Source organism: Nostoc sp. (assembly GCF_036917675.1).
Lineage (GTDB): Bacteria > Cyanobacteriota > Cyanobacteriia > Cyanobacteriales > Nostocaceae > Nostoc.
Genome location: NZ_JBALCT010000006.1, coordinates 1 through 26,718 on the forward strand (window position 1 = coordinate 1; position 26,718 = coordinate 26,718).

At 42.4% G+C, this 26,718-nt stretch carries 30 protein-coding genes and 2 pseudogenes; 21 read left to right on the top strand and 11 right to left on the bottom strand.

Annotated elements, in window-relative coordinates; translation table 11 throughout:
• Positions 1–170: 170 nt before the first annotated feature.
• From V7K31_RS02385 to V7K31_RS02405, 6 genes and pseudogenes are all read left to right on the top strand, one after another.
• Entirely contained in the window at positions 171–770 is a 600-nt protein-coding gene (locus tag V7K31_RS02385; RefSeq protein WP_335092370.1) for a hypothetical protein, read from the top strand.
• A gap of 261 nt (positions 771–1,031) precedes the next feature.
• Entirely contained in the window at positions 1,032–1,319 is a 288-nt protein-coding gene (locus V7K31_RS02390) for a type II toxin-antitoxin system HigB family toxin (protein WP_335092371.1), read from the top strand.
• A complete protein-coding gene (locus V7K31_RS02395) occupies positions 1,319–1,588 on the top strand; it encodes a hypothetical protein (protein ID WP_335092372.1) in 270 nt (89 codons plus the stop codon). Before V7K31_RS02390 ends, V7K31_RS02395 begins: the two co-directional genes overlap by 1 nt.
• 323 nt (positions 1,589–1,911) lie before the next feature.
• Positions 1,912–2,061, top strand: a complete 150-nt coding sequence (locus tag V7K31_RS02400; protein WP_335092373.1) for a hypothetical protein — start codon at positions 1,912–1,914, stop codon at positions 2,059–2,061.
• 116 nt (positions 2,062–2,177) lie between these two features.
• Positions 2,178–2,327, top strand: a pseudogene (locus V7K31_RS31750) (ParE family toxin-like protein); the annotation flags it as partial.
• 6 nt (positions 2,328–2,333) lie between these two features.
• Positions 2,334–2,489 (top strand): hypothetical protein, encoded by a 156-nt coding sequence (locus tag V7K31_RS02405; RefSeq protein ID WP_335092374.1) that lies wholly within the window; start codon positions 2,334–2,336, stop codon positions 2,487–2,489.
• 51 nt (positions 2,490–2,540) lie between these two features.
• Here V7K31_RS02405 and V7K31_RS02410 read toward each other — a convergent pair whose 3' ends face one another.
• Positions 2,541–2,738, bottom strand: coding sequence for a hypothetical protein (locus V7K31_RS02410; protein ID WP_335092375.1), 198 nt, complete (start codon positions 2,736–2,738; stop codon positions 2,541–2,543).
• Positions 2,739–2,918: 180 nt separating this feature from the next.
• Between V7K31_RS02410 and V7K31_RS02415 the strand changes: the two genes are divergently transcribed.
• Positions 2,919–3,614, top strand: coding sequence for a hypothetical protein (locus V7K31_RS02415; protein WP_335092376.1), 696 nt, complete (start codon positions 2,919–2,921; stop codon positions 3,612–3,614).
• Between the two features lie 540 nt (positions 3,615–4,154).
• Here V7K31_RS02415 and V7K31_RS02420 read toward each other — a convergent pair.
• From V7K31_RS02420 to nifB, 9 genes are all read right to left on the bottom strand, one after another.
• Positions 4,155–4,493: a DUF5615 family PIN-like protein gene (locus tag V7K31_RS02420; protein ID WP_335092377.1), complete on the bottom strand. Its 339-nt coding sequence runs from the start codon at positions 4,491–4,493 to the stop codon at positions 4,155–4,157.
• 4 nt (positions 4,494–4,497) lie between these two features.
• Positions 4,498–4,695: a DUF433 domain-containing protein gene (locus V7K31_RS02425; protein ID WP_335092378.1), complete on the bottom strand. Its 198-nt coding sequence runs from the start codon at positions 4,693–4,695 to the stop codon at positions 4,498–4,500.
• A gap of 325 nt (positions 4,696–5,020) precedes the next feature.
• Positions 5,021–6,466, bottom strand: a complete 1,446-nt coding sequence (gene nifD, locus V7K31_RS02430; protein ID WP_335092379.1) for a nitrogenase molybdenum-iron protein alpha chain — start codon at positions 6,464–6,466, stop codon at positions 5,021–5,023.
• 165 nt (positions 6,467–6,631) lie between these two features.
• Positions 6,632–7,525, bottom strand: coding sequence for a nitrogenase iron protein (gene nifH / locus V7K31_RS02435; protein ID WP_335092380.1), 894 nt, complete (start codon positions 7,523–7,525; stop codon positions 6,632–6,634).
• Between the two features lie 308 nt (positions 7,526–7,833).
• Positions 7,834–8,190 (bottom strand): globin domain-containing protein, encoded by a 357-nt coding sequence (locus V7K31_RS02440; RefSeq protein ID WP_335092382.1) that lies wholly within the window; start codon positions 8,188–8,190, stop codon positions 7,834–7,836.
• Positions 8,191–8,510: 320 nt separating this feature from the next.
• Positions 8,511–9,410, bottom strand: a complete 900-nt coding sequence (gene nifU / locus V7K31_RS02445) for a Fe-S cluster assembly protein NifU (RefSeq protein ID WP_334942463.1) — start codon at positions 9,408–9,410, stop codon at positions 8,511–8,513.
• Positions 9,411–9,521: 111 nt separating this feature from the next.
• Positions 9,522–10,730 carry a cysteine desulfurase NifS gene (nifS, locus tag V7K31_RS02450; RefSeq protein WP_335092384.1) on the bottom strand — a complete coding sequence of 403 codons (1,209 nt, stop codon included), beginning with the start codon at positions 10,728–10,730 and terminating at the stop codon, positions 9,522–9,524.
• Positions 10,731–10,742: 12 nt separating this feature from the next.
• Positions 10,743–11,117 carry a DUF362 domain-containing protein gene (locus V7K31_RS02455; protein ID WP_335092385.1) on the bottom strand — a complete coding sequence of 125 codons (375 nt, stop codon included), beginning with the start codon at positions 11,115–11,117 and terminating at the stop codon, positions 10,743–10,745.
• Between the two features lie 120 nt (positions 11,118–11,237).
• Entirely contained in the window at positions 11,238–12,689 is a 1,452-nt protein-coding gene (gene nifB / locus V7K31_RS02460) for a nitrogenase cofactor biosynthesis protein NifB (protein WP_335092434.1), read from the bottom strand.
• Between the two features lie 1,669 nt (positions 12,690–14,358).
• Here nifB and V7K31_RS02465 point away from each other — a divergent pair.
• Positions 14,359–14,937 carry a Uma2 family endonuclease gene (locus V7K31_RS02465; protein ID WP_335092386.1) on the top strand — a complete coding sequence of 193 codons (579 nt, stop codon included), beginning with the start codon at positions 14,359–14,361 and terminating at the stop codon, positions 14,935–14,937.
• An 18-nt stretch (positions 14,938–14,955) separates the two neighbouring features.
• Here V7K31_RS02465 and V7K31_RS31755 read toward each other — a convergent pair.
• Positions 14,956–15,262: pseudogene (locus tag V7K31_RS31755) on the bottom strand (XisI protein).
• A 133-nt stretch (positions 15,263–15,395) separates the two neighbouring features.
• On the opposite strand from V7K31_RS31755, the gene V7K31_RS02475 reads away from it, so the two are divergent.
• The 13 genes from V7K31_RS02475 to nifT all read left to right on the top strand — a co-directional run bounded on the left by V7K31_RS02475 (position 15,396) and on the right by nifT (position 26,466).
• Positions 15,396–16,361, top strand: a complete 966-nt coding sequence (locus V7K31_RS02475) for an NAD(P)-dependent alcohol dehydrogenase (protein WP_335092388.1) — start codon at positions 15,396–15,398, stop codon at positions 16,359–16,361.
• A gap of 157 nt (positions 16,362–16,518) precedes the next feature.
• Positions 16,519–20,142 (top strand): HEAT repeat domain-containing protein, encoded by a 3,624-nt coding sequence (locus tag V7K31_RS02480; RefSeq protein WP_335092389.1) that lies wholly within the window; start codon positions 16,519–16,521, stop codon positions 20,140–20,142.
• 15 nt (positions 20,143–20,157) lie between these two features.
• Positions 20,158–20,382: a type II toxin-antitoxin system HicA family toxin gene (locus tag V7K31_RS02485; protein WP_335092390.1), complete on the top strand. Its 225-nt coding sequence runs from the start codon at positions 20,158–20,160 to the stop codon at positions 20,380–20,382.
• Entirely contained in the window at positions 20,379–20,603 is a 225-nt protein-coding gene (locus V7K31_RS02490; RefSeq protein WP_335092391.1) for a type II toxin-antitoxin system HicB family antitoxin, read from the top strand. Before V7K31_RS02485 ends, V7K31_RS02490 begins: the two co-directional genes overlap by 4 nt.
• A 25-nt stretch (positions 20,604–20,628) precedes the next feature.
• The gene (locus V7K31_RS02495; protein ID WP_335092393.1) at positions 20,629–20,883 is read left to right on the top strand and encodes a hypothetical protein; all 255 of its coding nucleotides are present in this window, start codon (positions 20,629–20,631) and stop codon (positions 20,881–20,883) included.
• Positions 20,884–20,892: 9 nt separating this feature from the next.
• On the top strand, positions 20,893–21,333 hold the full coding sequence (locus V7K31_RS02500; protein ID WP_335092394.1) for an HNH endonuclease: 441 nt from the start codon (positions 20,893–20,895) through the stop codon (positions 21,331–21,333).
• A 237-nt stretch (positions 21,334–21,570) separates the two neighbouring features.
• Positions 21,571–22,047, top strand: a complete 477-nt coding sequence (locus V7K31_RS02505) for a hypothetical protein (protein ID WP_335092395.1) — start codon at positions 21,571–21,573, stop codon at positions 22,045–22,047.
• 924 nt (positions 22,048–22,971) lie between these two features.
• Positions 22,972–23,793, top strand: coding sequence for a serine O-acetyltransferase (gene cysE, locus V7K31_RS02510; RefSeq protein ID WP_335092396.1), 822 nt, complete (start codon positions 22,972–22,974; stop codon positions 23,791–23,793).
• Entirely contained in the window at positions 23,790–24,035 is a 246-nt protein-coding gene (locus tag V7K31_RS02515) for an Asr1405/Asl0597 family protein (protein WP_335092397.1), read from the top strand. Before cysE ends, V7K31_RS02515 begins: the two co-directional genes overlap by 4 nt.
• Before the next feature lie 276 nt (positions 24,036–24,311).
• Positions 24,312–24,509, top strand: coding sequence for a DUF2949 domain-containing protein (locus V7K31_RS02520; RefSeq protein WP_334833269.1), 198 nt, complete (start codon positions 24,312–24,314; stop codon positions 24,507–24,509).
• Between the two features lie 371 nt (positions 24,510–24,880).
• On the top strand, positions 24,881–26,011 hold the full coding sequence (gene nifV / locus V7K31_RS02525) for a homocitrate synthase (RefSeq protein WP_335092398.1): 1,131 nt from the start codon (positions 24,881–24,883) through the stop codon (positions 26,009–26,011).
• Positions 26,001–26,288 carry a nitrogen fixation protein NifZ gene (locus tag V7K31_RS02530; protein WP_335092399.1) on the top strand — a complete coding sequence of 96 codons (288 nt, stop codon included), beginning with the start codon at positions 26,001–26,003 and terminating at the stop codon, positions 26,286–26,288. Before nifV ends, V7K31_RS02530 begins: the two co-directional genes overlap by 11 nt.
• A complete protein-coding gene (gene nifT, locus V7K31_RS02535) occupies positions 26,263–26,466 on the top strand; it encodes a putative nitrogen fixation protein NifT (RefSeq protein ID WP_335092401.1) in 204 nt (67 codons plus the stop codon). Before V7K31_RS02530 ends, nifT begins: the two co-directional genes overlap by 26 nt.
• The last annotated feature ends 252 nt before the right edge of the window (positions 26,467–26,718 follow it).

Consider the following 26,718-nt stretch of genomic DNA (forward strand, 5'->3'; position numbering starts at 1 on the left):
TCTGAGACTTTTATTTATATTGCGATGATACGTATTATGGTCAGGCGACTTGCATAATTTTTGACCCGCTTCAACTTTTAAAACATCCTCTTAGACAACTCTACAACAGGGTAAAATAGAAGCAATTCCCTTTTATTGAAAACGTCATATACTCAAAGCAGTGCAAAATTATGGCGTACAGTGACTTTACTCTAGAAAAAGTTTCGGCTGTTTTAGGAATCACCACCCAAGAAGCAGATTTGTTTCCCAAGCTTGTACCTCTTTCTATTCCTTCGTGGTTAAATGAAACTTTAGGAAAGCGCACCCAATTAGCTCTGATTAGTGAAAAGGCTCGGAGCGAATTTATTATTGTACCGATTTTACTAACCTGTCGCGATCTCAGCCAAGATAGCTTGGCTATTTTCTCTGGACAAAGACTTGATGTTGATCCTGCACAGGGCTTGATTGGAGAATGTGATTTTATTTTAGCAATAGCTCCACCTTTACCACCGTTGCGATCGCCAATTCTCACTGTTGTGGAAGCGAAGAAAAATGATGTTGAAGCTGGGTTAGGACAGTGCATCGCCCAAATGGTGGCGGCACATTTATTCAATCGTTCATCTGGACAAGCAGAAATACCCGTCTATGGATGCGTGACAACAGGGGAAGTATGGCAGTTTCTTCAACTTTCACAAAAAGTGGCTTTGCTTGATAAGCAAAGATATTACTTGGATAATGTAGGAGCTATTTTGGCAATTGTACAGACAATTGTTCAGAAATTCAGTAGTTAATTTGTGTAACACTTTGTTCTCACAAGTAGATGAATCTACTTTTGAGTTGTGGTGACTCACCAATGGTCTACTTCTTATGCATCTCAGAGATAATCTCTATCATGCGATCGCTACAACGGGCTACTTATTGTGCATCTCACACACAATCTCTAAATATACAGTAGCGTGTTGTTGAGTTGGGGCAATGATTAAAATATAAGATTAGCGATCGCAGGTGAGTTATATGGATGACAGAATTATTAAGACGTCAGGGGTTTTGAGATGCATGTTATTACTCGTAAACGGCTGAATGAATTTGCTAAACTTTATCCAGATACAAATAACGCCTTGCCTCAGTGGTATCAATTGGTTAAGGGAAATGAGTTTGCCTCATTTGTGGAACTCCGTGAAATGTTTCCATCAGCAGATCAAGTGGGTAAATTGACAGTGTTTAATATTGGTGGTAATAAAGTTCGACTCATTGCCGCAATTCATTACAACCGCCGAAAAGTCTACATTCGGGCTGTATTAACGCATTCAGAATATGATATACGAAAGTGGAAGGAATAATGCAAAGCTTCAACCTCGATCAAACCATCACTGCTTGGTCATCCATTGGCGAAAACGTCTTTGTTCCCCACACAGAAGAGGAATATGAACGCTTGGTTGAAATTCTCGATTGTCTCATCGATCAAGTTGGTGAAGACGAAATCCATCCGCTTGCGTCTCTAATGGAAGTTATCGGTGTTTTAATTCAAAACTACGAAACTGAACGCATTCCTGAGTTAGAGGCGATGCCTTCTCCTGACGGAGACGCTGCACGAACGGCAAGCCGCTAAGAGCGTCTACGCTTAACTTCACCCAGTATGAATATGCAGTGGCGTGTTGTCGATTTGGGGCGTAGGCGAAGCGAAGCCCGCCGGAGGCATCGCTACAACGGTCTAATTCTTATGCATCTCACGCACACTCTCATCATGCGAGCGTACTATCTCGTAAATTAGTTTTATTAACACGGAATCATCGAGATTTCAGCAAAGTACCGGGATTGTTAATTGAGGATTGGACAGTTTAATGCGATCGCCTAGTTTGTTGTCGAGTGAGAGCGTAGGCGAAGCCCGTCGTAGACATCGCATCCCCTGATCATGCGATCGCAGCTAGGCTTTTGGCAGAAGTGCAAGATGAGCAAAACTGGGAAAATCGTTTTGCAGCGACAACCGATGCTCAGTGGGATCAGATGGCTGCAATGGTACGAGAAGAGATCGCAAGTGGCGAAACAGTTCCACTTGATACTGTTTTTCCACCTCAAAAATGAAATCAAGTGTAACCAAAACCTTTCGTAAGCAGTTGGGCGATCTTCCTGCATCAGTTCAAGAACAGTCTGCAAAAGCCTATGCACTATGGTAAGCAGATCCATATCACCCGAGTCTTCAATTTAAGCAAGTCAGCCAGAGACAACCGATTTATTCTGCTCGTGTCAGTCTTAACTATCGTGTTCTGGGTTTGTTGGAGTCCGATCGCATTTACTGGTATTGGATTGGCGCACATGATGAGTATGATGAGTTGCTTAAACGGATGTAGCCTGAAGTGAATATTAATAAAGGTAGTAACAGTTTAATGCGATCGCATCCCCTGATCACGCGATCGCAATCTGGTTGTCGAGTGAATGCGATCGCAGCAATAGTCTACTTCTTATCCATCTCACATATAATCTCTGTCATGCGTAGGCGTAGCCCATCGTAGACATCGCACTATCTCGTAAATTAGTTTTATTAACGCGCAATCATCAAGATTTCAGCAAGATACCCGGATTGTTAATTGAGGATTGGACAGTTTAATGCGATCGCCTAGTTTATTGTCGAGTGAGAGCGTAAACGTAGTCCGTCGTAGACATCGCATCCCCTGATCACGCGATCGCCAGATGTTTGTTGAGTGAAGGCGATGGCTATAATTGAGTAGGGTTTGTTCTTGCGAAGCGCCACGCACCATCATATCAAACTACTCCCTTCCCGCTAGAAGATTACCGAAAGAATTTTTAGCTCACGCAAAGGCGCAAAGGCGCAAATAAGGAAAATTATAGGTAATATTAGACCGGGAAGGGAGTAGTTACCCATTCGCCAAGGGGATACTGTAATATAAGTAAGCAGAGCTATTATCAGGGTTTCTTTAGCAATGGAACTAGGAGAAGCTAAAGCGGATCAAGTTCTTAATACTTACCTAAAGTTCTGTGAAGTATTTCAACGGGAAGGGAAGATAACAGATAATAATTTTAATCGTATTCGGTTTATCAATGGTTGCCTCAATGGAAAACAAGACGAAGTTAGGGAGGTTTGGGGTGATCTTTTTGATGAAATTTACTCCTTATTGCAAAAGCCTGAAATCAAACTAAGGCTTGAAAAAGAGGAAAGAAAACTTCAACTTATCCGGCAAAAGAAAAAATTAGAGAAGCAAAAATTGCTTGCAAATATACAATCAAAAAATAATTCCCCAAATAAACACTTTAGTAATAACCTTACTGCTTCTCCAAAAAAAGTTGAGAAAATTAAAAAAAACAGAAGACGAAAACATTCTGCAAGTAATAGAAATAGCCCAGATAAAAAGCAAAAACAAACGAAAAAATTACAATACACTATAATCAATCGAAACGATCAAATCCGGGCAAAAAGTAGAGAGGAAATGCTAGAGATTTATAGGACAAGTGTTGCATTGGCAAAACAGGAAGACGAAGCTAGAAAAAAATCAAGAAGACAAAATGTTCAACCTATTCGTGAGGCTTCTCCAAAATACACATTTGATGATTCTTCAATTTTTGAAGACATCATGGATGAAAGAAGAGCAGAGGGTAAAGGTTATGGTGGTTCAAAATAGTCAAACTTATCACCTCTAGCGGTATGTATAATAATTCATTACAGTGGACAGCTAGTTCAGGCTACATATCTGCGTTATAAATCATTTGCCACATTTGCCACCACCGATTTTAGTCATTGAAGTAAGTTTAGATTTGATATGTCGCAGGTAGATTAATCCTACTTTTGGCTATCACATCCCCTATCATACAATTGCCTACGCTATAATCAAGCATAAAGCGATCGCACCATTTAATCTAAAAAATCGTCATTTAAAATAGTCTTGTATTTTACAGCTTTTCTTTGAGTAAAATGCCAGCAAATTCTAAAAACAAGACTCCATAAGAGTTATACTGTTTAAAGCATCAAAATAGATTGTTACTACATAACCCTGCAACTCGCATTTAGGCTAGAAATAGGTTATTTTTTCTCCCGCCGCGAAAAAACTTGCATTATATGATGTTGAAGTGCGATCGCTAATGGAATTTATTGGTGTTTTAATTGAAAACTACAAAACTGAGCGCATTCCGAAGTTGAAGGTCATAACTACTAGGCTCTATTTTTACAAAGTGACTACTATGGCTTGCCCTTTAACTGTCGTGGCTAAAGTAGCTAAAACCTTCGGTACTAGAGGTTTCATATCTATCAAACGGTTAGATTGTGCTTGTAAAACAATTACCGCAATATCGAACTGTGGTAGATTTTGTTGAAATGACAAGTTGCGATCGACAGTGATGAAAACATCAAAGTTTGCTTCTGCAAGGGCAAGAAGTTGACCATTCTTTACCCCCGCCCATGCCATCTGAGGAACCGTTTGCACCTCATAGCCAACAAACTCCCTCGCTAGTTTGCGGTCAATACACTCATCCAACAAGAGTTTGATGCTATGCCACCATGCCAACAAGCTACTTTTCAGCCTCCTCAAGCAAGGCGATAACTTGCTGTCTGGTAACAGTTGGAAATCCATCCAAAAAATCGTTAATCGATTCGCCTGCCTTAAGATAATCCAGAAGCGTCTGCACGGGAACTCTAGTTCCAGCAAAAACTGGAGTACCGCCCATAATTTCAAGGGATGCGCTGATAATTGGGGAGTATTTAAGCATAAGTCTTTCACCTCCGGTTCCGTACCTACCAGTTTATCAATTCTGATCAGATATAACCGCTTTAGGTTTGGTATACCCTATCTTGCTTTTGCTAATTCCACCCCTATCATCTTGTCGAATAAAAACGATGTCTACAACGGGCGATCGCACCATTTAATCTAAAAAATCGTCATTAAAAATAGTTTTCTATTTTACAGTTTTTCTTTGAGCAAAATGCAAGCAAAATCTAAAAACGAGACTGCATAAGAGTTATATTGTTTAAAGCACAAAAACAAATTGTTCCTAGATAACCCTACAAGTCGCATTTAGGCTAGAAAGAAGCTCTTTATTCTCCTGCCACTAAAAAACCTTGCCTTATATGATGTTGAAGTGCGTTGGCGCGTAGCCCCCCGGAGGCATCGCTAGGTTCGGAGTAATCCCAAGAGTGCATTTGACGGAAAGGTAGACCCATCTTTTGGAAGACGTACTTCTCTTTCACACCAGAGGCTACAAGGTCGGGCTTGAGCGCTTTGATAAATTCCTCGAATTCGTAAGCGGTAACGTCGTCATAAACGATGGTGCCGTCTTCGATGAAGGGAGCAGTACGTTTGTAGTCATCGTTATGAGCGAACTCATAACCAGTACCTATCATCTTCATGCCCAAGTCTTGGAACGCTGGGACAACGTGGCGAGGACGTAGACCACCAACCATGATGGCAACAGTCTTACCTTCCAAGCGGGGGCGATACTTGCCAAGAATCGCATCCATTGTGGGCTGATACTTGGCGATAATCTTCTCAGCGTTTGCTTGGATTGTTTCGTCAAACTTGGAAGCGATTTCCCGTAAAGATTCAGCAATCTTGGTGGGGCCGAAGAAGTTGTATTCTAACCAGGGAATACCATAAGCTTCTTCCATGTGACGGCTGATGTAGTTCATCGACCGGTAACAGTGGATGAGGTTCATCTTCACATTGGGGGTCATCAACATTTCGTTGAGCGTGCCATCACCTGACCACTGAGCGACTACGCGCAAGCCGAGTTCTTCTAACAGGATGCGGCTAGCCCAAGCATCTCCACCGATGTTGTAGTCACCGATAACGGCTACGTCATAAGGGGTACCTTCAAACTTGAGTGTGCCGTCTTTCTTGGCTTGGTCGGATTTGGTGAACACCCAGTCACGAACCATGTCGTTAGCAATGTGGTGTCCCAAAGATTGGGAAACACCCCGGAAGCCTTCGCAACGCACAGGTACAACTGCCTTGCCAATTTCTTTCGATGTCTTCCGAGCAACAGCTTCGATGTCATCCCCAATTAGACCGATGGGACATTCAGATTGAATGGAAACACCACGGTTGAGTGGGAAAAGTACATCAAGTTCTTGGATGAGCTTGGTAAGTTTCTTGTCTCCACCAAAGACGATATCTCGTTCTTGGAAGTCGGAGGTGAAGTTCATGGTACCAAAGGAGTCAATACCTGTAGTACCGATGTAGTAGTTACGACGACCAGACCAAGAATAATAACCGCAACCAACAGGCCCGTGGCTGATGTGGATCATATCCTTAATGGGACCCCAGACCACACCTTTAGAACCGGCGTAAGCACAACCACGAGCGGTCATTACCCCAGGAAGGGATTTAACGTTAGACTTAACGCCGCAATCGGACTTACCTTCTTCGTATACGTTTAAATGTTTTTCCCGCTTTTTAGCAGCTTTTTCAGGATAAGCAGTGAGAACTTCTTTAATTAGTTCTTTTCTTTCTTCGATGATGTTTTGGTTTTCTGGAGGTGTCATACTTTGTCTCTGTGACTCGTAAGGATGGGGGGCGGGGGGGCATAGGGGGACTAGGAGTCCCCTCTAAGGTTAGGGGGGAGATGTAGGCTAGAGGAGCAAAGGTCAAAGGAAAGATATCAATCTTACCTTTTTCCTTGTGCTAAAGCGTTATTTCTTAGCAGCGAATTATACTACAGGAGCTTCAGCAGCACTCTTACCAACTAGCATTGCGGTATTTTCGTCGCTTTCGAGGATACCGAATTCAATCAACAATTCTTCTAGTTCTTCCATTTCGATGGGTGTAGGAATAGATAGATTCTTGTTGTCGATAATTTTCTGAGCCAATGTCCGGTATTCGTTAGCTTGGTTGCTTTCTGGTGCGTACTCGTTAACAGTCATCCGGCGCAATTCTGCGTGTTGAACGATATTGTCACGGGGTACGTAGTGAATCATTTGGGTGTTCAACCGTTTTGCCAAGGTTTCGATCAAGTCGATTTCCCGGTCAGTGTTACGGCTGTTACAAATCAAACCACCCAAACGCACGCCACCAGTGTGAGCATACTTAAGAACACCACGAGCAATGTTGTTAGCAGCGTACATCGCCATCATTTCACCTGATGTCACGATGTAGATTTCTTGTGCCTTGCCTTCACGGATAGGCATTGCGAAACCACCGCATACAACGTCACCTAATACGTCGTAAGATACGAAGTCTAGGTCTTGGTAAGCACCGTTTTCTTCTAAGAAGTTGATGGCGGTGATGATACCACGACCGGCGCAACCTACACCAGGTTCTGGACCACCAGATTCTACGCAACGAACGTCACGGAAACCGGTCAGCATCACTTCATGGAGTTCTATATCTTCTACTGCACCACGTTCTGCGGCGAGGTGAAGAACGGTTGTTTGAGCCTTGCTATGTAGCATCAAACGGGTGGAGTCAGCTTTAGGGTCGCAACCGACAATAAGAATGCGTTTACCCATTTCAGCCATTGCTGCTAGGGTGTTTTGAGAGGTGGTAGATTTACCGATACCGCCCTTACCGTAGAAAGCTATCTGTCTTATCTTTTCTTCTGTCATGATTGGTGTTATCCTGCAATTGGTTGGTGGGTTTTTTGGGTTTGTTGGCTCTCACACCTGTTGAGCTACAGCAGTGAGGGTATGTAGAACGTCACCGGGGGCGATCGCTCTACAGCTAAAATGATCGAAAGTAAGTACATATATTTCCTAGCTAAATTTTTTTTCTTTTGCCCCTAGTCATTAATCATTTATCCTGACTAATGACTAGGAGATTACGCAATTTACAAATACGTCATAATGTGTTTCAGCTTGAAAGACTAAATAGGACTTGATGTTGCTATTTGTCAACAATCAATGCATAAGTCCGATTACTTGTTCAAAATAGCGCCCTTCATCTTTGTGACGCGCTCTAGTGCAGCTTTGGTGTCTTCTGCTGACTCTCCACGCACAGCCATTGCTTCACCGAGATGCTTGGCGATCGCATCGAAGTGTGGTTGCTGTAGATTCATTCCCGCGTGTGTTTTGTCCATTGGACGACCGGCATATTGCTTTGGTCCCTCAAAAATTTGAGATAAGAAAGCAACTAGATGATTACGTTGCTTGGGCATATCTGTACCAGCAAAAATGGGATTGAGGAGGCTGTCTGTGGCAATGCGTCTGTGGAGTTCATCTACTATTTGTTCAATAGCTGGTTGTCCGCCCAGTTTATCGTACAATGTGGCCATATTCTGTTCCTTTGAAGCGAGTTAGATGATGAAATTTGCTTTTTAGGCGCTTAATCTATGAAGCCTATATGCTGTTAGCAGTAATAGTGGTAGGACTGATACCAATTCGTAATTCGTAATACCTTGAGGGGAGCAATCCTTCGGGTGTCTACGTAATTCTTAATTAAGAAAGTTAAGTTTGAATCTGTGACTTTCTTTTGGCGAATTGGTATGAAGCATTGAGTGGAGACAATGATTCGGTTCAAATCCTACTTTCTGTTCCTGGCTGAATGCATATTAGGGCGTATTTGTAGAGTACGTTAAGTCAAAGATTGCAATTCCTAAACTGCTTCGACTACAAGGCTCTTGCTGACACGATCTTGTAATCTGGCTTCGATCGCAATTTTCAGAGTTGCTGTACTACTAGAACAGGAACCGCAAGCACCTTGCAGGACAACTTTAACGCGATCGCCTTCGACATCATAGAGTTCTACATCTCCCCCGTCTGCAATCAGTACGGGTCTGACTTCTTCATCCAGAACCTTTTGAATTAGAGCAATCTTTTGGACGTTAGTTAGCGATCGCTCTTTAGACGTAACAATTTCTGTGGCAACTTTTACGCCGTAATCGTTGAGAGCAGGTGAGGCGTATTCCTGTTGAACTGATTTTATTATATCATCGATGTTCGCCAAACAGGAACCGCATCCACCACCAGCTTTCACATAATTTGTTACCTCTTCGGCACCAGTGAGATTATTTTCTAGAACGACGCGGCGAATCTTGGCCTCGCTGATCCCAAAACAACTGCAAACTAACGCGCCTTCATCATCATCATTATGGGTAGCTAGAGGTATGCCGCGATAATTATAGATAGCCGCTTCTAGCGCTTCTTGTCCCATGACAGAGCAGTGCATCTTCGCTTCTGGCAATCCACCCAGGTAATCTGCAATGTCTCTGTTGGATACTTTCAGGGCTTCATCTAAAGTTAAACCTTTGATCATTTCGGTTAATGCACTAGAAGATGCGATCGCACTAGTACAGCCAAAGGTTTGAAAACGAGCATCTAGAATCTTATCAGATTCTACTTCCACTTTCAGGTGCAATCTCAGAGCATCACCGCAAGCAATGCTACCGATTTCTCCCATTGCAAGCTTAACCCCAGGTTCGCCAGATTCTTCAATGGCTCCCTGATTCAGGGGATTGTAAAACAGTTCTAATACTTTATCGGTGTAGTCCCACATAATGAATTTTAGATTTTAGATTTTGGATTTTAGATTGAGGTATGGGGCATTGGGGGGCATCGGGCATTGCTTTTATTCTTAATGCGCTATGCCCTATTCCCTATTCCCTAATTAACGATGAGCCAGTGCTTGCTCTTGTTCTTGCAGCCAACCCGCATTATCATTTTTGAAAGGTGAGAGGGCGCGTAAACGTTCCACAATACTGGGCATTACCTCTATCACTTGATCGATTTCGGCTTCTGTGGTGTAGCGACAAAGGCTGAAGCGAATGGAACCGTGCAAAGTTGTGTAGGGTAAGCCCATAGCCCGAAGGACGTGGGAAGGTTCCAGTGAACCGGAGGTGCAAGCAGAACCGGATGAGGCACAGATACCGTATTTATTCAAGGATAGTAAGATAGCTTCACCTTCAATATACTTGAAGCCGATATTGGTGGTATTGGGTAATCTCTGCGTAGGGTCACCATTGACTACACAATCAGGAATTGTCGCAAGTAAAGTTTGTTCTAGGCGATCGCGCAGCCTTGTTTCTCTTTTGTTTGCTTCTTCTAAGTGTAACAGTTCAAGTTCCGCAGCTTTGCCCAAGGCAATAATTCCCGGAACATTTTCTGTTCCTGCCCTACGTCCACGTTCTTGATGTCCGCCAATGATGAAGGGACGGAACCGAACCCCGCGCCGGATATATAAAGCACCAATTCCTTTAGGTCCGTGCAGCTTGTGACCAGACAGGGTTAACATATCCACGGTGCTAGTCTTCATATTCAAGGGGATTTTTCCCACTACTTGCACCGCGTCTACATGGAAGATAGCGCCATATTCTTTCACCCGCAACCCAATCTGCTCAATCGGGAAAATCGTGCCAGTTTCGTTATTAGCATACATAATTGTCACCAAGGCGGTGTTACCCGTCAAGGAAGCTTCTAGTTCATCTAGATCGAGCTGCCCTTGATGATTTACTGAAAGATAGGTAACACTGTAACCTTGGGTTTCTAATTGTTTGCAGACATTGAGTACTGCCGGATGTTCAACTTGGGTGGTAACGATGTGTCGCTTTTCTGGGTGCGTTAACAGTGCGGCTCGAATCGCCGCGTTATCTCCCTCAGTTCCACAACTTGTGTAGACAATTTCTGACTCATCAGCTCCCAGGATGGCTGCAAGTTGTTCTCTTGCTGTTCTCAGTGCTTTACCGACTTGCCCACCAAAGGTATGCATACTGGAGGGATTGCCGTAAAAGTCTGTCAGGTAAGGTAGCATTACCTCTATAACTTCTGAGTCTACCTTAGTGGTGGCATTATTATCGAGATAGATGCAGTTATTTTGCATTGTTGTTTTCAATTACGAATTACGATTTATTAAAGCTTCTGCTCCCATTGTTTGGGGCTGACGCTTTTGCAACTGTTCGGAGTATTTCTGGGAATAGCTGTTAAACCAACGTTCCCAGTAATCTTGTTTATTTGTTAATTTAGCAACTACGCGGTTGTAATCGGCAAACCAGCCTTCCCAATAGTCGCTAGGCTGCTTAACGCAACCGTCGCATGTAGGACAACCAGCTTTACACTGAGGCACGGTATGAATGCTACCAATACAGTTTGTACAAAGTTCAGGGTCAATCCAGTGCTGTCCGTCAACCATTTTAACTGCATTTGTCGGACATCCCGATAGACAGAGATTGCAGGAAATACACTGGCTAGTAATAATTTTGTAAGCCATGATTATTCTCCTTTTTGGGAGTGGGGAATGGGGAGTGGTGAGTGGTGTTAGCGGTAGCGGGGCATTTAGCCCGTGGTAAGTGGGGAGTGGTGAATATTGAAATTCCCTACTCCCTACTCCCTATTCCCTATTCCCTAATTCTTTAACGTATTGCTCGTAGAACTCTAAAGCAACCTTCTCAATCACGTCGTAAGCTTCAACACTCTGTATTCCAGCTTTTTGCAATTTTTCTTGAGGACTATTACCAATCTTAGAGGCTAAAACTGCTTTGCAATCTGCGATCGCTTTCATAATATGCTCAAAAGAAGCTTCCTCGCCGTATCCACCTTGGCAGTATTGGTCAATTTTGCGATGACCGACAAAACGAGCGTCGTTTCCATCCACTTCGTAAATTTGGAATTCTTTGGCATGACCGAAGTGCTGGTTAACCAATCCGCCGCCTTTGGTTGCTACTGCAACTAGGATTTTGGGACTGTTGGCAAATTTCTTACCCTCTAGCGCCTTGTCTTTAGCTACTTTAAGTTCTTCTTTAAACTTCTCAATCCCTTGGTGAACTTCTTGACGTTTCTCGATATCATATTCTGGAGTCATTTCCAAGAATTTCTCTTTGGAAAATTCTTGACTGCGGTCTTCTCCTAATAATCCGACGGCATCGGCACGGCACTGGCGACAGTGACGCATCATTTTCATGTTACCAGAGCAATTGTCTTGAACTTCTTTGAGTTCTTTGGGTGTGGGTCCGCGTTGACCAGTTAAACCGAAGTGTGTGCCATGTTCTGGTGCAGAAATCAATGGCATGATGTTGTGTAAGAATGCACCTTTTTCACGAATAACTCGATTCACTTCGACTAAGTGATGGTCATTAATTCCGGGAATCATCACCGAGTTAACTTTGCATAAGATGTCAGCATCTTTGAGGGCTTGCAATCCTTCCATCTGTCTTTCGTGGAGAATTGTTGCGCCTTCAATGCCTCTGTAACGCTTGCGGTTGTAGTGAACCCAAGGATAAATCTTAGCACCGATCTCTGGATCTACCATGTTAATGGTGATCGTAACGTGATCTATATTTAATTGTTTAATGCGATCAACGTAGTCAGGCAGCATTAAACCATTGGTTGATAAGCACAGCTTAATATCTGGTGCTTGGGCTGCAATCAACTCAAATGTGCGGAAAGTCTTTTCTGGGTTCGCCAGAGGGTCGCCAGGGCCAGCAATTCCCACAACTGTCATTTGAGGAATCTTGCCGCCAATGACCAAAGCTTTGTGTGCAGCTTCTTCTGGGGTTAGCAATTCGCTAACTACTCCAGGACGGCTTTCGTTAGCACAGTCATATTTACGGTTGCAATAGTTGCATTGAATGTTGCAAGCTGGAGCAACTGCAACGTGCAACCGGGCGTAGTGGTGATGGGCGTCTTCGCTGTAGCAGGGATGTTTCGCAATGCGTTCTTCGAGCGTTTCGTCCCTTTCCACGGTGGCGCTGCTGGGGCTGTCGCAGCCGCAACCACCTGATTTTGCTTGGGTTGGCGATTCCGTAGCGTCGGAGTTGAGGAGTCGTGTAGACGGTGATGTCATTGAGTTTCGCAAAAGGTCGGTGGACTTGGCTGCCACTGTGGGAGATGGTGTTGCTACTCTTATATGCCGAGGAATTGAAGTCGCGTCTTCCACAGTGCCTGCAAACCCTTGGGTTCGGGTGACTTGTTATCAAGTAAGGCAGGCAATAGATATCTGATGTTCGGCTGGTGTGTGTCAACGTTCGGTTCTTGGGTAGAATTTGTGCTTACAGCCGCGACTTCTCTTCACTTCAGGCATGGTGCTATGTCATCCCTCCACTCACTTTTCGCTTCGTTTTGCATTGGAGCGTTAAGTGATTGGCGATATAAGATTTATAGCAGCCGTCTCCCAGCCAGATGTTGCGTCTCTCTAGGATAGAATTTATTGGATTTATTACACTTGTACTCAAATAATAAAAACCCTAATTCTTCAAGCATTACAAGGATTAAAAATTTATTTTTCGGGTAGGGGTTCTAGTATTGTTTGGTTGGGGTTCTAGTGTTTATAGATAGGGGTTCAGGATTTATTTGTACTCAGTCATAACCCAATCCCAGCAAGGACTTTAACTAACTTAAAACTGGGTTTGGGTTATTTAAATGTGTACTCAGATTGCCCTCATTTTCCGTCAAAAGCAATAAATGCCAAGGGTTTGAGGGTGAAAAACTGGAATAGTCTATATTGTTCTACTCCAGAAAAAAAGCGAAATTCAATTCTGTATCTAACATATCATTTTTTTGGGGGTAAAAATGCGCTTCATCTTTTTTTAATTTTTGCTTTGACAATGATATTCAATTGGGGTTGAAAGTCTTATCTAGGAAGCCATTTGAGCTAGGGGAAATAGATATGTTGCTGCACATAATTTTCAAGAAACTTAACTTTCAACTCCTTTTTTTTATTCGGACAATGAGGAGATGAGTTGGAAACTCTCAGATTTTGTGTTTGAGAGAAACAACAAACTATAATCTAACATGATTGTGCGATCGCAATGAATTTTCTGAATTGCTCATTACAAACCTTAGCGAAAAACCTAACCCCCTTCCCGACGCTCTAAGGAGGGAAATTTAAAGGGGAGCATCTCAGTTTTGCAAATATACCAGATAAGAAACAAGATTCTTGCTCCCTCTCCGATGCTTTGGAGAGGGTTGGGGTGAGGTTTTACAAGGCTTTATTACACTCATTGAGATGCTCCCAATTTAAAGTCTCTTTCCTAAAGGGCTACAGTGTACACACAAGTCCTAAAATCCTTGCCTGGTAAGGTAAAAGCCGTATATTGGCAAGGTTTTGAGTTTATTCATAAATAATTAACGGAAAATCAAGGATTTTAAAAATAATAAGACTTACGCAAAATATCTCTCAAACTCTCATTTCTCCGTGTCAATACGCCTCTGTGGTTCGTTATTCTGTAACTCGTGCGTAAGTCATAAATAATTTTGACTTTCGCTCTGGCTTTTGCTTGCGGAAAACACTGATATTAGAAAGCAAACTGGGGTTTGAGTAAGTCAAAGGTCATTTTGTGAAAGTAATCAGGTATTTTTATAAAGCAATTAGCCTGATGAAGCTTTGCTCGTTCTCATACCGAGTATGGGAATGCATTCATGTAGGCTCCTGACTAGCAAAAATCAAAGTCTCTGTCCTTTTAAGAGTGAGGTTTAAAAGCTACAATCAAACCAAGCGTGAAAAAATCTGAGTTATGATAGCCATCCCCCAAGAAGCGCCGAAAATGACCGTTGAGGAATATCTGGAATGGGAACCTCAGCAAGACGTTCGCTATGAATATGCCAATGGCGAAGTATTTGCCATGACAGGCGGTACAATTCCTCATAACGACATTGCACTTAACTTGTACACTGCTTTACGCCCTCATCTGCGTTCCAGAGGTTGTCGAGCGAATGTGTCAGACGTGAAAGTGCAACTCACTCCCCAGAGTCGCTACTATTATCCTGATGTTATTGTCAGTTGTGACCCTCAAGACCTCAATGCCCGCAAATTTATTCAACATCCCAAGCTGATTGCTGAAGTTCTTTCGCCAGGTACAAGCGCTAAAGACCGGGATGAAAAATTCACTTATTATCTGACAATCCCCAGTTTGCAAGAGTATATCTTGATTGACTCAGAAAAAATCTCCGTTGAGCGTTACTGTCGAGGAGAGGGTAGGATGTGGCTTTACTATCCCTACACGGCTGGAGATATCGTCACTTTATCGAGCATTGAATTTGAGTGTCCGATTGAACTGCTGTATGAAAATGTTGTATTTACGACTGAAGAATGAAAAGCGATCGATCGCTCCTTAAGCAACTGCATAACCTGTGTAGGGTCTTAACTCTGGTGGACGAAAGCCAAGGACGATATGTTCTTTAGGAATTCCAGCCCGTTCTAAATCGGCGGCAATGCCTTCTTCAGTGCCATCCCGTTGAATCCAGATTTTACCATCAATTAAGTCAATATGAACCAGACAGCCATGAATGCGGCGATCGCGTAGCGTGCCGTAGGCATTCGCCATCCCAACCTATATCCATCCACAAATAGCGAGTCTCTTTCAGAGAGGCTGCGCCAACACGGCTTTGATCAAACACTACTTCTGATTGAATATTGATATTTCTATTTTCTCACTGCGCCTAGCAACCCATGTGTAGGCGTAGCCCGTCGTAGACATCGCTACACTGAATTTATAACGAAAAACAGGCTGTCTAAGTTATGTGAGTTAAACAGAGTAACAGGAGGAATGCGATGAAAGCAGTGGTTATCCGTCAGTATGGCGCGGCTGAAGTGTTGCAGTATGAAGATGTGCAACAGCCGAAAATTGAGCCAACGCAGTTACTTGTGAAAGTTCGTGCCAGTAGCGTTAATCCCATTGATTGGAAAATCCGCAAAGGGATGTTGAGCTTGATTACTGGCTATAAGTTTCCGAAGATTCTGGGGTTTGATGTGGCGGGAGAAGTCGTAGCCGTTGGCTCTGGTGTCACACGCTTTAAACCAGGAGATGCTATTTATGGCAGTACTAGCTTCCCTGGAGGAGGTTACGCCGAATTTGCAGCTATCCCAGAAAACTTGGCAGCTTTTAAACCAACAAACCTATCTTATGAAGAAGCTGCGGCTGTGCCTTTAGCAGCGCTCACGGCTCTGCAAGCACTGCGAGATCAGGGAAATATTCAAACAGGGCAAACTGTCTTGATTAATGGTGCTGCGGGCGGTGTGGGGATTTTTGCGGTGCAAATTGCCAAAGCTTTAGGGGCAGTGGTGACGGGAGTTAGCAGTACTAAAAACTTGGATTTGGTGAAATCTCTCTTAGCAGACCGCGTGATTGATTATACGCAGCAAGATTTCACCGAAGATACAGCGCAGTATGACATTATCTTTGATGCAGTGGGTAAGCGATCGCTCTCTCAAACCAAAAGAGTCCTCAAACCCAACGGAGTTTACATCACCACGGTACCTAGCCCGGAAGTCTTGTTAGAGAGCGTCTTAACGGCATTCCTTCCCGGTCAAAAAGCTAAGTTTCTCTTTGAAAAACCTAACACTCAAGATTTGGTTTACCTGAAAGAATTGATTGAAGCGGGTAAAATTCGTGTGGTGATTGATCGCACATATCCTTTACAAGAACTCGCGGCGGCTCATGAATATAGCGAAACTGGGCGTGCAGTGGGGAAAATTGCGATCGCGCAGCCCGTCGTAGACATCGCGGTTTCCAATTGATTGCTAGTCCCAACAATCGCCTGGTAATGAATTTCCAGGCGGGATATGGGGTTAAGTGCGATCGTGCAAGATGTTTCTACAATAACTCTGAAAGTCGAAGACATTACTCAAGCTAGTGTATATACTCGTAGTCAAACTCTCAACAGAAGCGAGTATTATGCTGGACTGGTTAGCTATTTGGGGTGTAACTCAGGCCGCCGGGTTTATTTTTAAACCCATTCTGGAAGACTTAGCCAAAGATGCTGCTAAAGATTGGGCTAAAGATTTATTAAAAGGCATCCCTGGCAAGATTTTAAAGAAACTTAAGAAGGAAGACATAGAAATTGCTGCTGGTAAAGCCTTAAAGGAATTTTTGCAACTTATGCAGCAGCAGTTAAAGGTTCGTTGCAAACTTGCTGAAACTGAGATTAAAGAGTACACCAAAGACATCCAGAAATTTATCAGCGATAAGTTGGTTACAGAAATTCTTGGTAAGGCTTTTGATATTAATTGTGAATCTCTAGACGCTAAAACCCTAGAAGATAGTTGGAACAGGCTGCAATTAAAAGCTCTGCCATCTAAGTTTAACTGGCAATCAATTACAGAACAGTATTTGATACAAATCCAAGAACTTCTTTTAGATTCAAAAGAATTACACCATATCCTAGAATTACAAAAGTTATCTGATATTGAAATAAATACTAAAGAAATTGCTGGTGTTATTGTAGATTTTAATTTAATTAAATATCAAGAAGGAATCTGCGAACGCTATGGCAATCTCAAATTAGATAGCTTAGATACAAGCGGCTATGCCTATAACGAACTTAAATTATGGCGGATTTTTACTGCTCAAAATGTCCGGGAAACTCATCAAGTTTTAGCACAAGTTCACGAACTGCCTAAAGAACATCTTAGACGGCTGCGAGAAAGCGACCAAGTAGAAGCTGTTGAATTAGAAGAATTAGAACGCCACAAACGGGTTTATTTTGAACAGCCGATCCGTTCGGTTTTAGATGTTGTCAATAAAAAGCAAGATTATAAATATATTGTGATTTTGGGCGATCCTGGTTCTGGTAAGTCTACATTGTTGCAATTTCTGGCTTTGAATTGGGCTGAGTCTCCACTGGATAATGTTATCTCATTACCAATTCCCTTGCTAATTGAATTACGCACTTATATGCGGCGACGGGAAGATAAAGAGTGCAATAGTTTTCTAGAATTCTTTCATAACTGTAGTGGTGCAATTCATCATCTCAATCAGCTTGAAGTAGATAAACAATTAAAAGCTGGTAATGCCTTAGTGATGTTTGATGGTTTGGATGAGATATTTGACCCTGGTAAGCGAGAGGATGTAATTACTGATATTCATCGTTTTACTAATGACTATCCTGATGTGCAGGTAATTGTCACTTCTCGGATTATTGGCTATAAACCGCAACGATTGCTTAATGCTGAGTTTCGCCACTTTATTTTACAAGATTTAGACTCAAAACAAATTCAGGATTTTATCAACCGTTGGCATGAGTTAACTTTTACCGATGCAGTAGATAAAGAGAGAAAACGGGAACGGCTACAAAGAGGAATTGCAGCTTCCAAATCTATTGCAGAATTGGCGGGAAATCCTCTGCTGTTGACGATGATGGCAATTCTTAATCGGAATCAAGAGCTACCAAGAGATAGAGCGGAGCTTTATAATCAAGCATCGCGGGTGCTGCTACATCAATGGGATGTGGAACGCGCTTTGACTGAAGATAAGAGAGTCGATCCCAAGACAATTGATTATAAAGATAAGCAAGCGATGCTGCGTCAGGTTGCTTATCTTATGCAAACTGGTGAGAAAGGTTTGGCAGGGAATTTGATTTATGAAAATGATTTAGTCAAAGTTCTGAGTGATTATCTCAAAACTATAGAGTTTGATAAACCCAGAGATGTGGCGCGGGTGATGATTAATCAATTGCGGACTCGCAACTTTATGTTATGTTTCCTTGGTGCAGATTATTATGCTTTTGTGCATCGGACATTTTTAGAATATTTCTGTGCTTGGGAGTTTGTCTGGCAGTTTAAAGAAACGCAAACGCTGACTATTGAGGAACTTAAGAATGAAGTTTTTGGCAAACACTGGCAAGATGAAAGTTGGCATGAGGTCTTACTGTTAATTGCGGGAATGATTGAGTCTAAATTTGTTGGCGAAATTCTTGATTATTTAATGGCGCAAGATGGCGAAGAGGAAAAGTTTGTCAATCTTTTTTTAGCAGCGAAGTGTCTTGCGGAGGTGAGAAATCGCTCGGCGATCGCGTTAACTGCTAATAAATTACTTGACAAGCTAAAAGATTTAACTAAATACGACCTCTGGTACTATTACTACTCCCAACTATATGAAGAAGAAACTAAGCTAGTACGCGAAATTCATACTCAAGCAGTTACAGCAATTGCAACGACCTGGCAAGAATCTCCTGACACCAAAACCTGGCTCAAAGAACGTGCTAACCAGGATGATAACGGGCTTATGCGACGTGCAGCAGTCGAACAATTAGCGAAACACTTCAAAGATGACCCCGACACCAAAACCTGGCTCAAAGAACGTGCTAACCAGGATGATGACGCGTTTGTTCGACGTGCAGCAGTCCGAGAATTAGGGAATCACTTCAAAGATGACCCCGACACCAAAACCTGGCTCAAAGAACTCGCTACCCAAGATGATCACTCGTTTATACGAGATGTAGCAGTCCGGGCATTAGCCCAGAACTTCAAAGATGACCCCGACACCAAAACCTTCCTCAAAGAACGCGCTACCCAGGATGATCACAAAGATGTGCGAGGTGCAGTAGTCTGGGCATTAGCCCAGAACTTCAAAGATGACCCCGACACCAAAACCTGGCTCAAAGAACGCGCTACCCAGGATGATCACGAAGATGTGCGAAGTGCAGCAGTCCGAGAATTAGCTCAACACTTCAAAGATGACCCCGACACCAAAACTTTCTTCAAAGAACGCGCTACCCAGGATGATCACGAAGATGTGCGAGGTGCAGCAGTCTGGGCATTAGCCGAGAACTTCAAAGATGACCCCGACACCAAAACCTTCTTCAAAGAACGCGCTACCCAGGATGATCACGAAGATGTGCGACTTGAAGCAGTCCGGGCATTAGCTCAGAACTTCAAAGAATCTCCTGACACCAAAACCTTCCTCAAAGAACGCGCTACCCAGGATGATCACGAAGATGTGCGAGGTGCAGCAGTCTGGGCATTAGCCGAGTACTTCAAAGATAACCCCGACACCAAAACCTGGCTCAAAGAACGCGCTACTCAGGATGATGATAATTATGTACGAGGTGCAGCAGTCTGGGCATTAGCCCGGAACTTCAAAGATGACCCCGACACCAAAACCTGGCTTAAAGAACGCGCTACCCAGGATGATCACGAAGATGTGAGAGGTGCAGCAATCTGGGCATTAGCTCAGAACTTCAAAGATGACCCCGACACCAAAACCTGGCTCAAAGAACGCGCTACCCAGGATGATCACGAAGATGTGCAAGGTGCAGCAGTCCGAGAATTAGCTCAACACTTTAAATATCAACCTGAGTTGCTTGAAATCTACTATCACTGCGCTGTCGATAATGCCTTTAAAGGTAGCCATAATCCCCAGTTTAAACCTAATCCTCGGCGCATTGCACTAGAGATAATTATCAAGCAATTTCCTCAGCATGACCAGACTTTACCACTGTTGCGCGATCGCGCCGAGAATGACCCAGATAAACAAGTGCGGGAATTTGCTCAGAAGAAGTTAAAGCAGTGGGAAGGGTAAATGTAAGCTGAGTATATGCCCAAGAAAATTAGAGAACTCAAAAGCTTGTTATTGCAAGCAGGGTTTATTTATAAACCTGCAAAGGGTAGCCACAGTAAATGGATGCATCCGCAATTGCCTAAAGCTATCATTATCGCTGGCAAAGATGGTAGCGACGCCAAACCTTATTTAGAAAAGCAAGTCAATGAAGCACTTGAAGAACTAAATAAAATTAAACAAGACCAGGAGACAGAAGAATGAAATATACAATCGTTATTCAATGGTCAGAAGAAGACCAATGTTATGTAGTTTTCTTACCTGAGTTTACAGATATAATGCAGCCTTGCACTCACGGAGAGACTTATGAAGATGCGCTTAAAAATGCTCAGGAAGTTTTAGAAATGATAATTGAATCATCTTTGGCTGATGGTGAACCTCTCCCGGAGCCTAAAACGCTAGGAAAATCTTTGGAAGTTGCATAAAATTTAGGAATTAAAGGGGTAACTTATGACTACATCTGTAAATACAACCAAAGTCTACGATGAAATTATAGAGTTTATTGCTGCTGGAACCACACCCCAAAGTGTTATCGATTTCAAACTCTCGGATGCAACCAAAGAGCGTTTAGAGGATCTGGTTTATCAGGCAAAAACTGAAGGTCTTAATGGAAGTGACCAGCGAGAGTTAGATCATTTCCTCACCCTAGAGCATATTATGAGGTTAGCAAAAGCAAAAGCTCATCAGTACATTAACCCTAAGTAAGTATTCAAAATGTCTCGTCCATATATTAATGTAGAACTGCGGCGTTTAGTTGCCGATCGCGCCGCCCATCTATGCGAATATTGTTTATATCCAGAAGTAGACGGCTTAGGCTTTCAAGTTAACCATATAATCGACGTTAAACACGGTGGCGCTACAACAGCAGATAATCTCTGCTATGCCTGTATTTTCTGTAATCTGCAAAAAGGGACGGATTTGGAGTCAATTAATTGGCAAACTGGGGAACTTGTGCGATTTTTTAACCCACGCAGAGACTTTTGGGGTGAGCATTTTCGACTAGATGAGGCTGTGATTCAACATCAAACAGAGATTGGAGAAGTCACCGCACGTATCCTAGATTTTAACGGCGATGAAAGGCTTCAAGAGCGACAAGCTTTGATAGCATCTGGTCAATATCCCTCGGCATCGGCACTAAAACAGATAAATAAATAGGTTATGATGTAATGCTGCTCGGTTAAGCCTAAAAAATCGCTTCGGTGTAGGTTGGGTTGAGGAACGAAACCCAACATTTTTGGGTTTTGTTGGGTTTCACTCCGTTCAACCCAACCTACAAATTTTCTAAAACAGATAAATAAATAGGTTATGATGTGCGATCGCATCTACTAATGGGAACTCTATACTTAGCAACTATTGCTACTTCACCATCATAACTCCCAAGGTAAATACATAATGGCCTATCAAAATATCACAGCTTCCCTTTCTTCACAAGATATCCAAGAAGTTAAAGCTGCGCTACAGAAAGTCCAACAAAAGCTTCCCTTCTTGATTACTCTCAGCACGGAAGAACGCCGGAAGTTAGTAAAAATGGGCGACAAAAGCCTAGCCTTTGTGAACAATAGCGTCACTGCTGCTCAGTCTAACCGCGAAATCCTCCCAGCCACTTTTGACGTTGAAGAACTTGTTCGGGATTATCAATTAGCCGCAGCGCTGACCGAACTTTTAATCTCAATCCAGCAACTCAGCGAACAAGTAGATGATACTCTAATGGCAGTCGGTAGTGAAGCTATGACTGGCAGTTTGACTGTTTATGATTACGTGAAAACTGCATCAAAAAAGACTCCAGGCTTAAAAACTGTCGCTGAACAGTTGGGCGAACGCTTTAAAGCTATCAAAGGTAGACCAACTAAAGCTGTGTCCGGTTCTTAATAAATTAATACTCATTAATGAGTCTTTGATACTCATTAATGAGTCTTTGAACTCCATTAATCAGCCTTTGAACTCCATTAATGAGTCTTTGAACTCCATTAATGAGTCTTTGAACTCCATTAATGAGTCTTTGAACTCCATTAATGAGTCTTTGAACTCCATTAATGAGTCTTTGAACTCCATTAATCAGCCTTTGAACTCCATTAATGAGTCTTTGAACTCCATTAATGAGTCTTTGAACTCCATTAATCAGCCTTTGAACTCCATTAATGAATCTTCAGATACCTCGTTCCCAGTCTCTGACTGGAAATGCCTATTGGCAGGCTCCGCCTCCCGAATTCGCGGCAGAGCCGCAATGAAGTACATTTCCAGGTAGAACCTGAAAACGAGATTTATAAAAATTTTGACGATCGCAACTTCCACATACCTATATAATAAGATAGTCACTATGAGCTATAACTATATTTTGAAACGTATGCATACATACAGACAGTAAATCCTAAAAGAAAATAAAGAAACTTGTTTTTCGCCTAACCAAATAATAAGATAATAATAGTAGTAGCGTATACAAAAAATTGATTTTTAGCCTCATCTAGCTCATATTTGAGTGCATCTGAGTACAGCTTAATATATTGCAAAATATCTTGATGAAATGTTTGCAAAGACTTACAGGTAAAGTTTATTGTAGCGAGTACATAAATTCTTAAACCCTGCCCCAAAAATACTAGTACCCCCATCATTAAATACTAGCACCCCTACCCCAAGACTAATTTTCAAGTTATGTTAAGTCGGGGTTTTGGCGTTTGAGTACAACCTTAATCAATCCAATAAATCCAATCAACATTGGGTTTTCTATCGATTTGAAAGTCGCCTGATATAAGCATAAAAATAGCAGATGGCTCTTTTACCAGATAGACATTACCGATGCAACAGTCTTTAGACAGTATCAGCGAACCCCAGATTATCAAAACTCAGGATTCTGTACATACATCCCTGCTGAAAAATTTACTCTCTGGCGTTTTTTTTGAGCCGTTATTGAGTGATTTTCGCATTATCTTTGAGCGCGACCCAGCAGCACGTAATTGGCTAGAAGTAGTGTTTTGCTACCCTGGATTGCACGCGCTATGTTTGCATCGTCTGGCTCACTGGTTACATTGTCGAGGAGTGGGTTTTATCCCCCGTTTAATTTCTCATTTGGGGCGATTTTTCACCGGAATTGAAATTCACCCCGGTGCAGAGATTGGTCAGGGCGTGTTTATCGACCACGGAATGGGTGTTGTCATTGGTGAAACTGCGATCGTCGGCGACTATGCATTAATTTATCAGGGTGTCACCCTTGGCGGAACTGGTAAAGAAACTGGTAAGCGTCATCCTACAGTGGGCAAAAATGCAGTCATCGGGGCGGGTGCGAAAGTTTTAGGTAATCTGCAAATTGGCGATCGCGTCCGTATTGGTGCAGGTTCCATTGTCTTGCAGGATGTCCCTAGCGATCGCACAGTTGTGGGAGTTCCGGGTCGAATTATTTCCCGAAATGAAAGCGCCAGCCTTTCTCCTTTAGAACATGGAAAGCTACCTGATATGGAAGCAACCGTGATTCGTTCTTTGCTCTCGCGCATTGAACAACTGGAAAAACAACTGCAAACTTTAAGACAAGAGTCATTAGTCATTGGTCATTTGTCATTAGCAAATGACATAGACACGCCAGTGGTTTCCCGCAGGGTAGAACAAAGGACGAAGGACAAATGACAAATAATACTTTAGGCGATCAAGTTTTGCAGATTCCTTTGAGCGATCGCTGGCGAATCTATCACCGATTGCAAGAGTTAAAAATTAATAGCTCTTGTCCCCCCGATGGTTCTTTACGAGTACAAGTGAATAATTTGCTAGAAGCGATTCTAATTCGTAGTATAGTTATGCAATTTCTTGCTTCTCGTCACGAATTATTAGAGTGGCTAGAGCGTTGCTGGCATTACAGTGATGAATCCTGAGTAGAAATGGAAAAATATTTAAGTTTTTCATACCCCACTCCCCTCTTTGTTCATAGATGCACAAACCTTCAATAGGTTTAGAAGTTGAAGCTACTGTATGTTAATAGAATTTGTTGCAGACTGAGATGGATTAGATCGCTTTTAGATTTTGTTCAGTCTACTAAATCTGAAATTTCCCTGACATATAGCAACAATTAAAAAGACGAAATTCCCAAATAAAAATTGGAATTTCTAATTTTTAACCTTTTCCCCAATTAAGAAATTGAAAGTTCGATTATGGCGACTCGTAACAGAAATATAAAACTCCTCAATTTTTTGCAAAATGAACTTGAACTTTCAAAAGCTGATATTGCTGTAGCTCTGCGACACCGGGAATTAGAAAATGGACCATTACCGATGCTCCTTTGGCAGTATGGTTTAGTTGACTTGGAGCAGCTAGGAAAAATTTTTGACTGGCTAGCAGAACATAGTTAGCAAATTTTTACCCTTTAGCTTTGAGTACCTTTACCTGCCTAAATTACACACTAATTCTCTAGAAAATCTGAGGTTACTAAGATGATTACATCCTTAATTGCTGGTTTCTGTGTTTTACTTTGTTCAGCGTTTGCTAATAGTTATATTAGTTCATTACTACTCGAACAACATTCATCTGACATCGGTAAAAACGATTAGTAAATTATACATGGTTTTAGTTCGCTGCCATACAGATGTGATGCTAATAATAGGGCAATAATTAAGGATCATGTATCCTACATTATGAATTGTGATATTTTTAGCATTTGCCATCGCTGGGGATTGTAGAGAGAAAGGATATTAAGAATACTTCCAAAAGAGGGATATTTGCAATGAATCAAATCATAATTAATGACACTACATTACGTGATGGCGAGCAAGCAGCAGGTGTTGCTTTTACCCTAGACGAAAAAGTTGCGATCGCTAAGTTTCTCGATGCCATTGGTATACCCGAATTAGAAGTTGGTATACCGGCAATGGGTGACGAAGAAACGCGAGCGATCGCTGCAATTTCTGACTTGGGTTTACAAGCAAAACTCCTGGGCTGGAACCGCGCTGTCATCTCAGATATTAAGGCTTCTATCGCCTGTGGTCTGAACCGAGTGCATATTGCCATTCCCGTCTCTGGTATCCAAATTGCCACTAAATTTCATGGTCAGTGGCGAGTAAGTTTACAAAAACTCAAAGACTCTATCAGCTTCGCCCTCGATCAAGGTCTTTGGGTAGCAGTCGGCGGAGAAGATTCTTCCAGGGCTGATGAAAACTTCCTCTTAGATGTAGCGCTTTATGCTCAAGAATGGGGTGCATCCAGATTCCGCTTCTGCGACACTGTAGGAGTTCTCGACCCTTTCACTACCTACACCAAGGTAAAACGGCTAGTTTCAGCTTTGATGATTCCCCTAGAAATCCATACCCACAATGATTTTGGTCTGGCAACTGCCAACGCTCTTGCGGGTATCAAAGCCGGAGCTTCATCAGTGAATACCACAGTCAACGGATTGGGTGAAAGGGCGGGAAATGCAGCTCTAGAAGAAGTTGTCATGGCGATCAAACGCATCTACGGCATCGATTTGGGCATTAAGACACCCAGTTTGCTGGAACTGTCTCAACTAGTTGCAGCCGCATCAGGTGCTAGTGTACCACCGTGGAAAGCGATCGTCGGCGAAAATACCTTTGCTCACGAATCTGGCATCCATGCTCACGGAGTATTGCAAAACCCCATTACCTACGAACCATTTGCCCCTGAAGAAGTGGGTTGGGAACGACGTTTAGTATTAGGTAAACATTCTGGACGGCATTTGGTTTCAAACTTGCTAGAACAGCATGGAATTTTCTTGAACTCAGAAGAAACCCAGTCTGTTTTAGATGCAGTGCGCCATAAATCGGTACAGAAAAAACGCAGTTTGACGACAGAAGAACTATTAAATTTGGTCAGAGAACAGAGGTATTCTCATGCAACGTGATGAATTAGAACTAAACTTGCCACCTGCTTTTGAAATTGGTGAAAAAGTAAGAGTTCGTAAACTGCTCAAAAACGATGGTACTTTTCCTGGTAAGGAAGTCGGCCAAGTTTTAGTAAACAAGGGAGATATGGGCTACATATCGAGTATAGGCACATATTTGCAGACTTCCTATATCTATGCTGTGCATTTCTTAGAAACAGGGTTCGTCGTCGGCTGTATGAAAAAAGAACTAGAATCTGTTGAGAAATCTCATGAAAGTAATGCTACGCATGAATGATGCCGGTACTTTAGTAGTTTACGTTGCTAAAAAAGACCTTGAGGAAGAAGTCGTCAAACAAACCGATGGAAATGATGGGAAGATTCTCACCCTAGCAAATGGTTGGGAATTGGAATTTCGTGAATTGCCAGATGCAGCCAATTTACCCAAAACTGTAGAAGCTAAACGCCTCGCTTAGAAATAGTTAGGAGTAGGGAGTTTCAGATATTGCACCAGTTCCCACAACCGCCTCAGAATGAATTCTGAGGCTAATAGCTAAAGTCTTCTAAAGAAGACTAAGTAAGGCTTTTAGTCCACTTTAGTGGAGTTAAGCTATTAGCCAAGAAATTTATTTCTTGGCGGGAGATGGAGCAGGTGCAAGATTTTAGCAGTGAAAATCTATGAGTGATGAATTATGAATTTTCACTTCTGACTCCTAACTAATTACTAA

Coding starts and splice junctions, on each gene's coding strand:
- V7K31_RS02385 (WP_335092370.1), top strand. CDS start 171: ATGGCGTACAGTGACTTTACTCTAGAAAAAGTTTCGGCTGTTTTAGGA.
- V7K31_RS02390 (WP_335092371.1), top strand. CDS start 1,032: ATGCATGTTATTACTCGTAAACGGCTGAATGAATTTGCTAAACTTTAT.
- V7K31_RS02395 (WP_335092372.1), top strand. CDS start 1,319: ATGCAAAGCTTCAACCTCGATCAAACCATCACTGCTTGGTCATCCATT.
- V7K31_RS02410 (WP_335092375.1), bottom strand. CDS start 2,738: ATGATGGTGCGTGGCGCTTCGCAAGAACAAACCCTACTCAATTATAGC.
- V7K31_RS02415 (WP_335092376.1), top strand. CDS start 2,919: ATGGAACTAGGAGAAGCTAAAGCGGATCAAGTTCTTAATACTTACCTA.
- V7K31_RS02425 (WP_335092378.1), bottom strand. CDS start 4,695: ATGCTTAAATACTCCCCAATTATCAGCGCATCCCTTGAAATTATGGGC.
- nifD (WP_335092379.1), bottom strand. CDS start 6,466: ATGACACCTCCAGAAAACCAAAACATCATCGAAGAAAGAAAAGAACTA.
- nifH (WP_335092380.1), bottom strand. CDS start 7,525: ATGACAGAAGAAAAGATAAGACAGATAGCTTTCTACGGTAAGGGCGGT.
- V7K31_RS02440 (WP_335092382.1), bottom strand. CDS start 8,190: ATGGCCACATTGTACGATAAACTGGGCGGACAACCAGCTATTGAACAA.
- nifU (WP_334942463.1), bottom strand. CDS start 9,410: ATGTGGGACTACACCGATAAAGTATTAGAACTGTTTTACAATCCCCTG.
- nifS (WP_335092384.1), bottom strand. CDS start 10,730: ATGCAAAATAACTGCATCTATCTCGATAATAATGCCACCACTAAGGTA.
- V7K31_RS02455 (WP_335092385.1), bottom strand. CDS start 11,117: ATGGCTTACAAAATTATTACTAGCCAGTGTATTTCCTGCAATCTCTGT.
- nifB (WP_335092434.1), bottom strand. CDS start 12,689: ATGACATCACCGTCTACACGACTCCTCAACTCCGACGCTACGGAATCG.
- V7K31_RS02465 (WP_335092386.1), top strand. CDS start 14,359: ATGATAGCCATCCCCCAAGAAGCGCCGAAAATGACCGTTGAGGAATAT.
- V7K31_RS02475 (WP_335092388.1), top strand. CDS start 15,396: ATGAAAGCAGTGGTTATCCGTCAGTATGGCGCGGCTGAAGTGTTGCAG.
- V7K31_RS02480 (WP_335092389.1), top strand. CDS start 16,519: ATGCTGGACTGGTTAGCTATTTGGGGTGTAACTCAGGCCGCCGGGTTT.
- V7K31_RS02485 (WP_335092390.1), top strand. CDS start 20,158: ATGCCCAAGAAAATTAGAGAACTCAAAAGCTTGTTATTGCAAGCAGGG.
- V7K31_RS02490 (WP_335092391.1), top strand. CDS start 20,379: ATGAAATATACAATCGTTATTCAATGGTCAGAAGAAGACCAATGTTAT.
- V7K31_RS02495 (WP_335092393.1), top strand. CDS start 20,629: ATGACTACATCTGTAAATACAACCAAAGTCTACGATGAAATTATAGAG.
- V7K31_RS02500 (WP_335092394.1), top strand. CDS start 20,893: ATGTCTCGTCCATATATTAATGTAGAACTGCGGCGTTTAGTTGCCGAT.
- V7K31_RS02505 (WP_335092395.1), top strand. CDS start 21,571: ATGGCCTATCAAAATATCACAGCTTCCCTTTCTTCACAAGATATCCAA.
- cysE (WP_335092396.1), top strand. CDS start 22,972: ATGCAACAGTCTTTAGACAGTATCAGCGAACCCCAGATTATCAAAACT.
- V7K31_RS02515 (WP_335092397.1), top strand. CDS start 23,790: ATGACAAATAATACTTTAGGCGATCAAGTTTTGCAGATTCCTTTGAGC.
- V7K31_RS02520 (WP_334833269.1), top strand. CDS start 24,312: ATGGCGACTCGTAACAGAAATATAAAACTCCTCAATTTTTTGCAAAAT.
- nifV (WP_335092398.1), top strand. CDS start 24,881: ATGAATCAAATCATAATTAATGACACTACATTACGTGATGGCGAGCAA.
- V7K31_RS02530 (WP_335092399.1), top strand. CDS start 26,001: ATGCAACGTGATGAATTAGAACTAAACTTGCCACCTGCTTTTGAAATT.
- nifT (WP_335092401.1), top strand. CDS start 26,263: ATGAAAGTAATGCTACGCATGAATGATGCCGGTACTTTAGTAGTTTAC.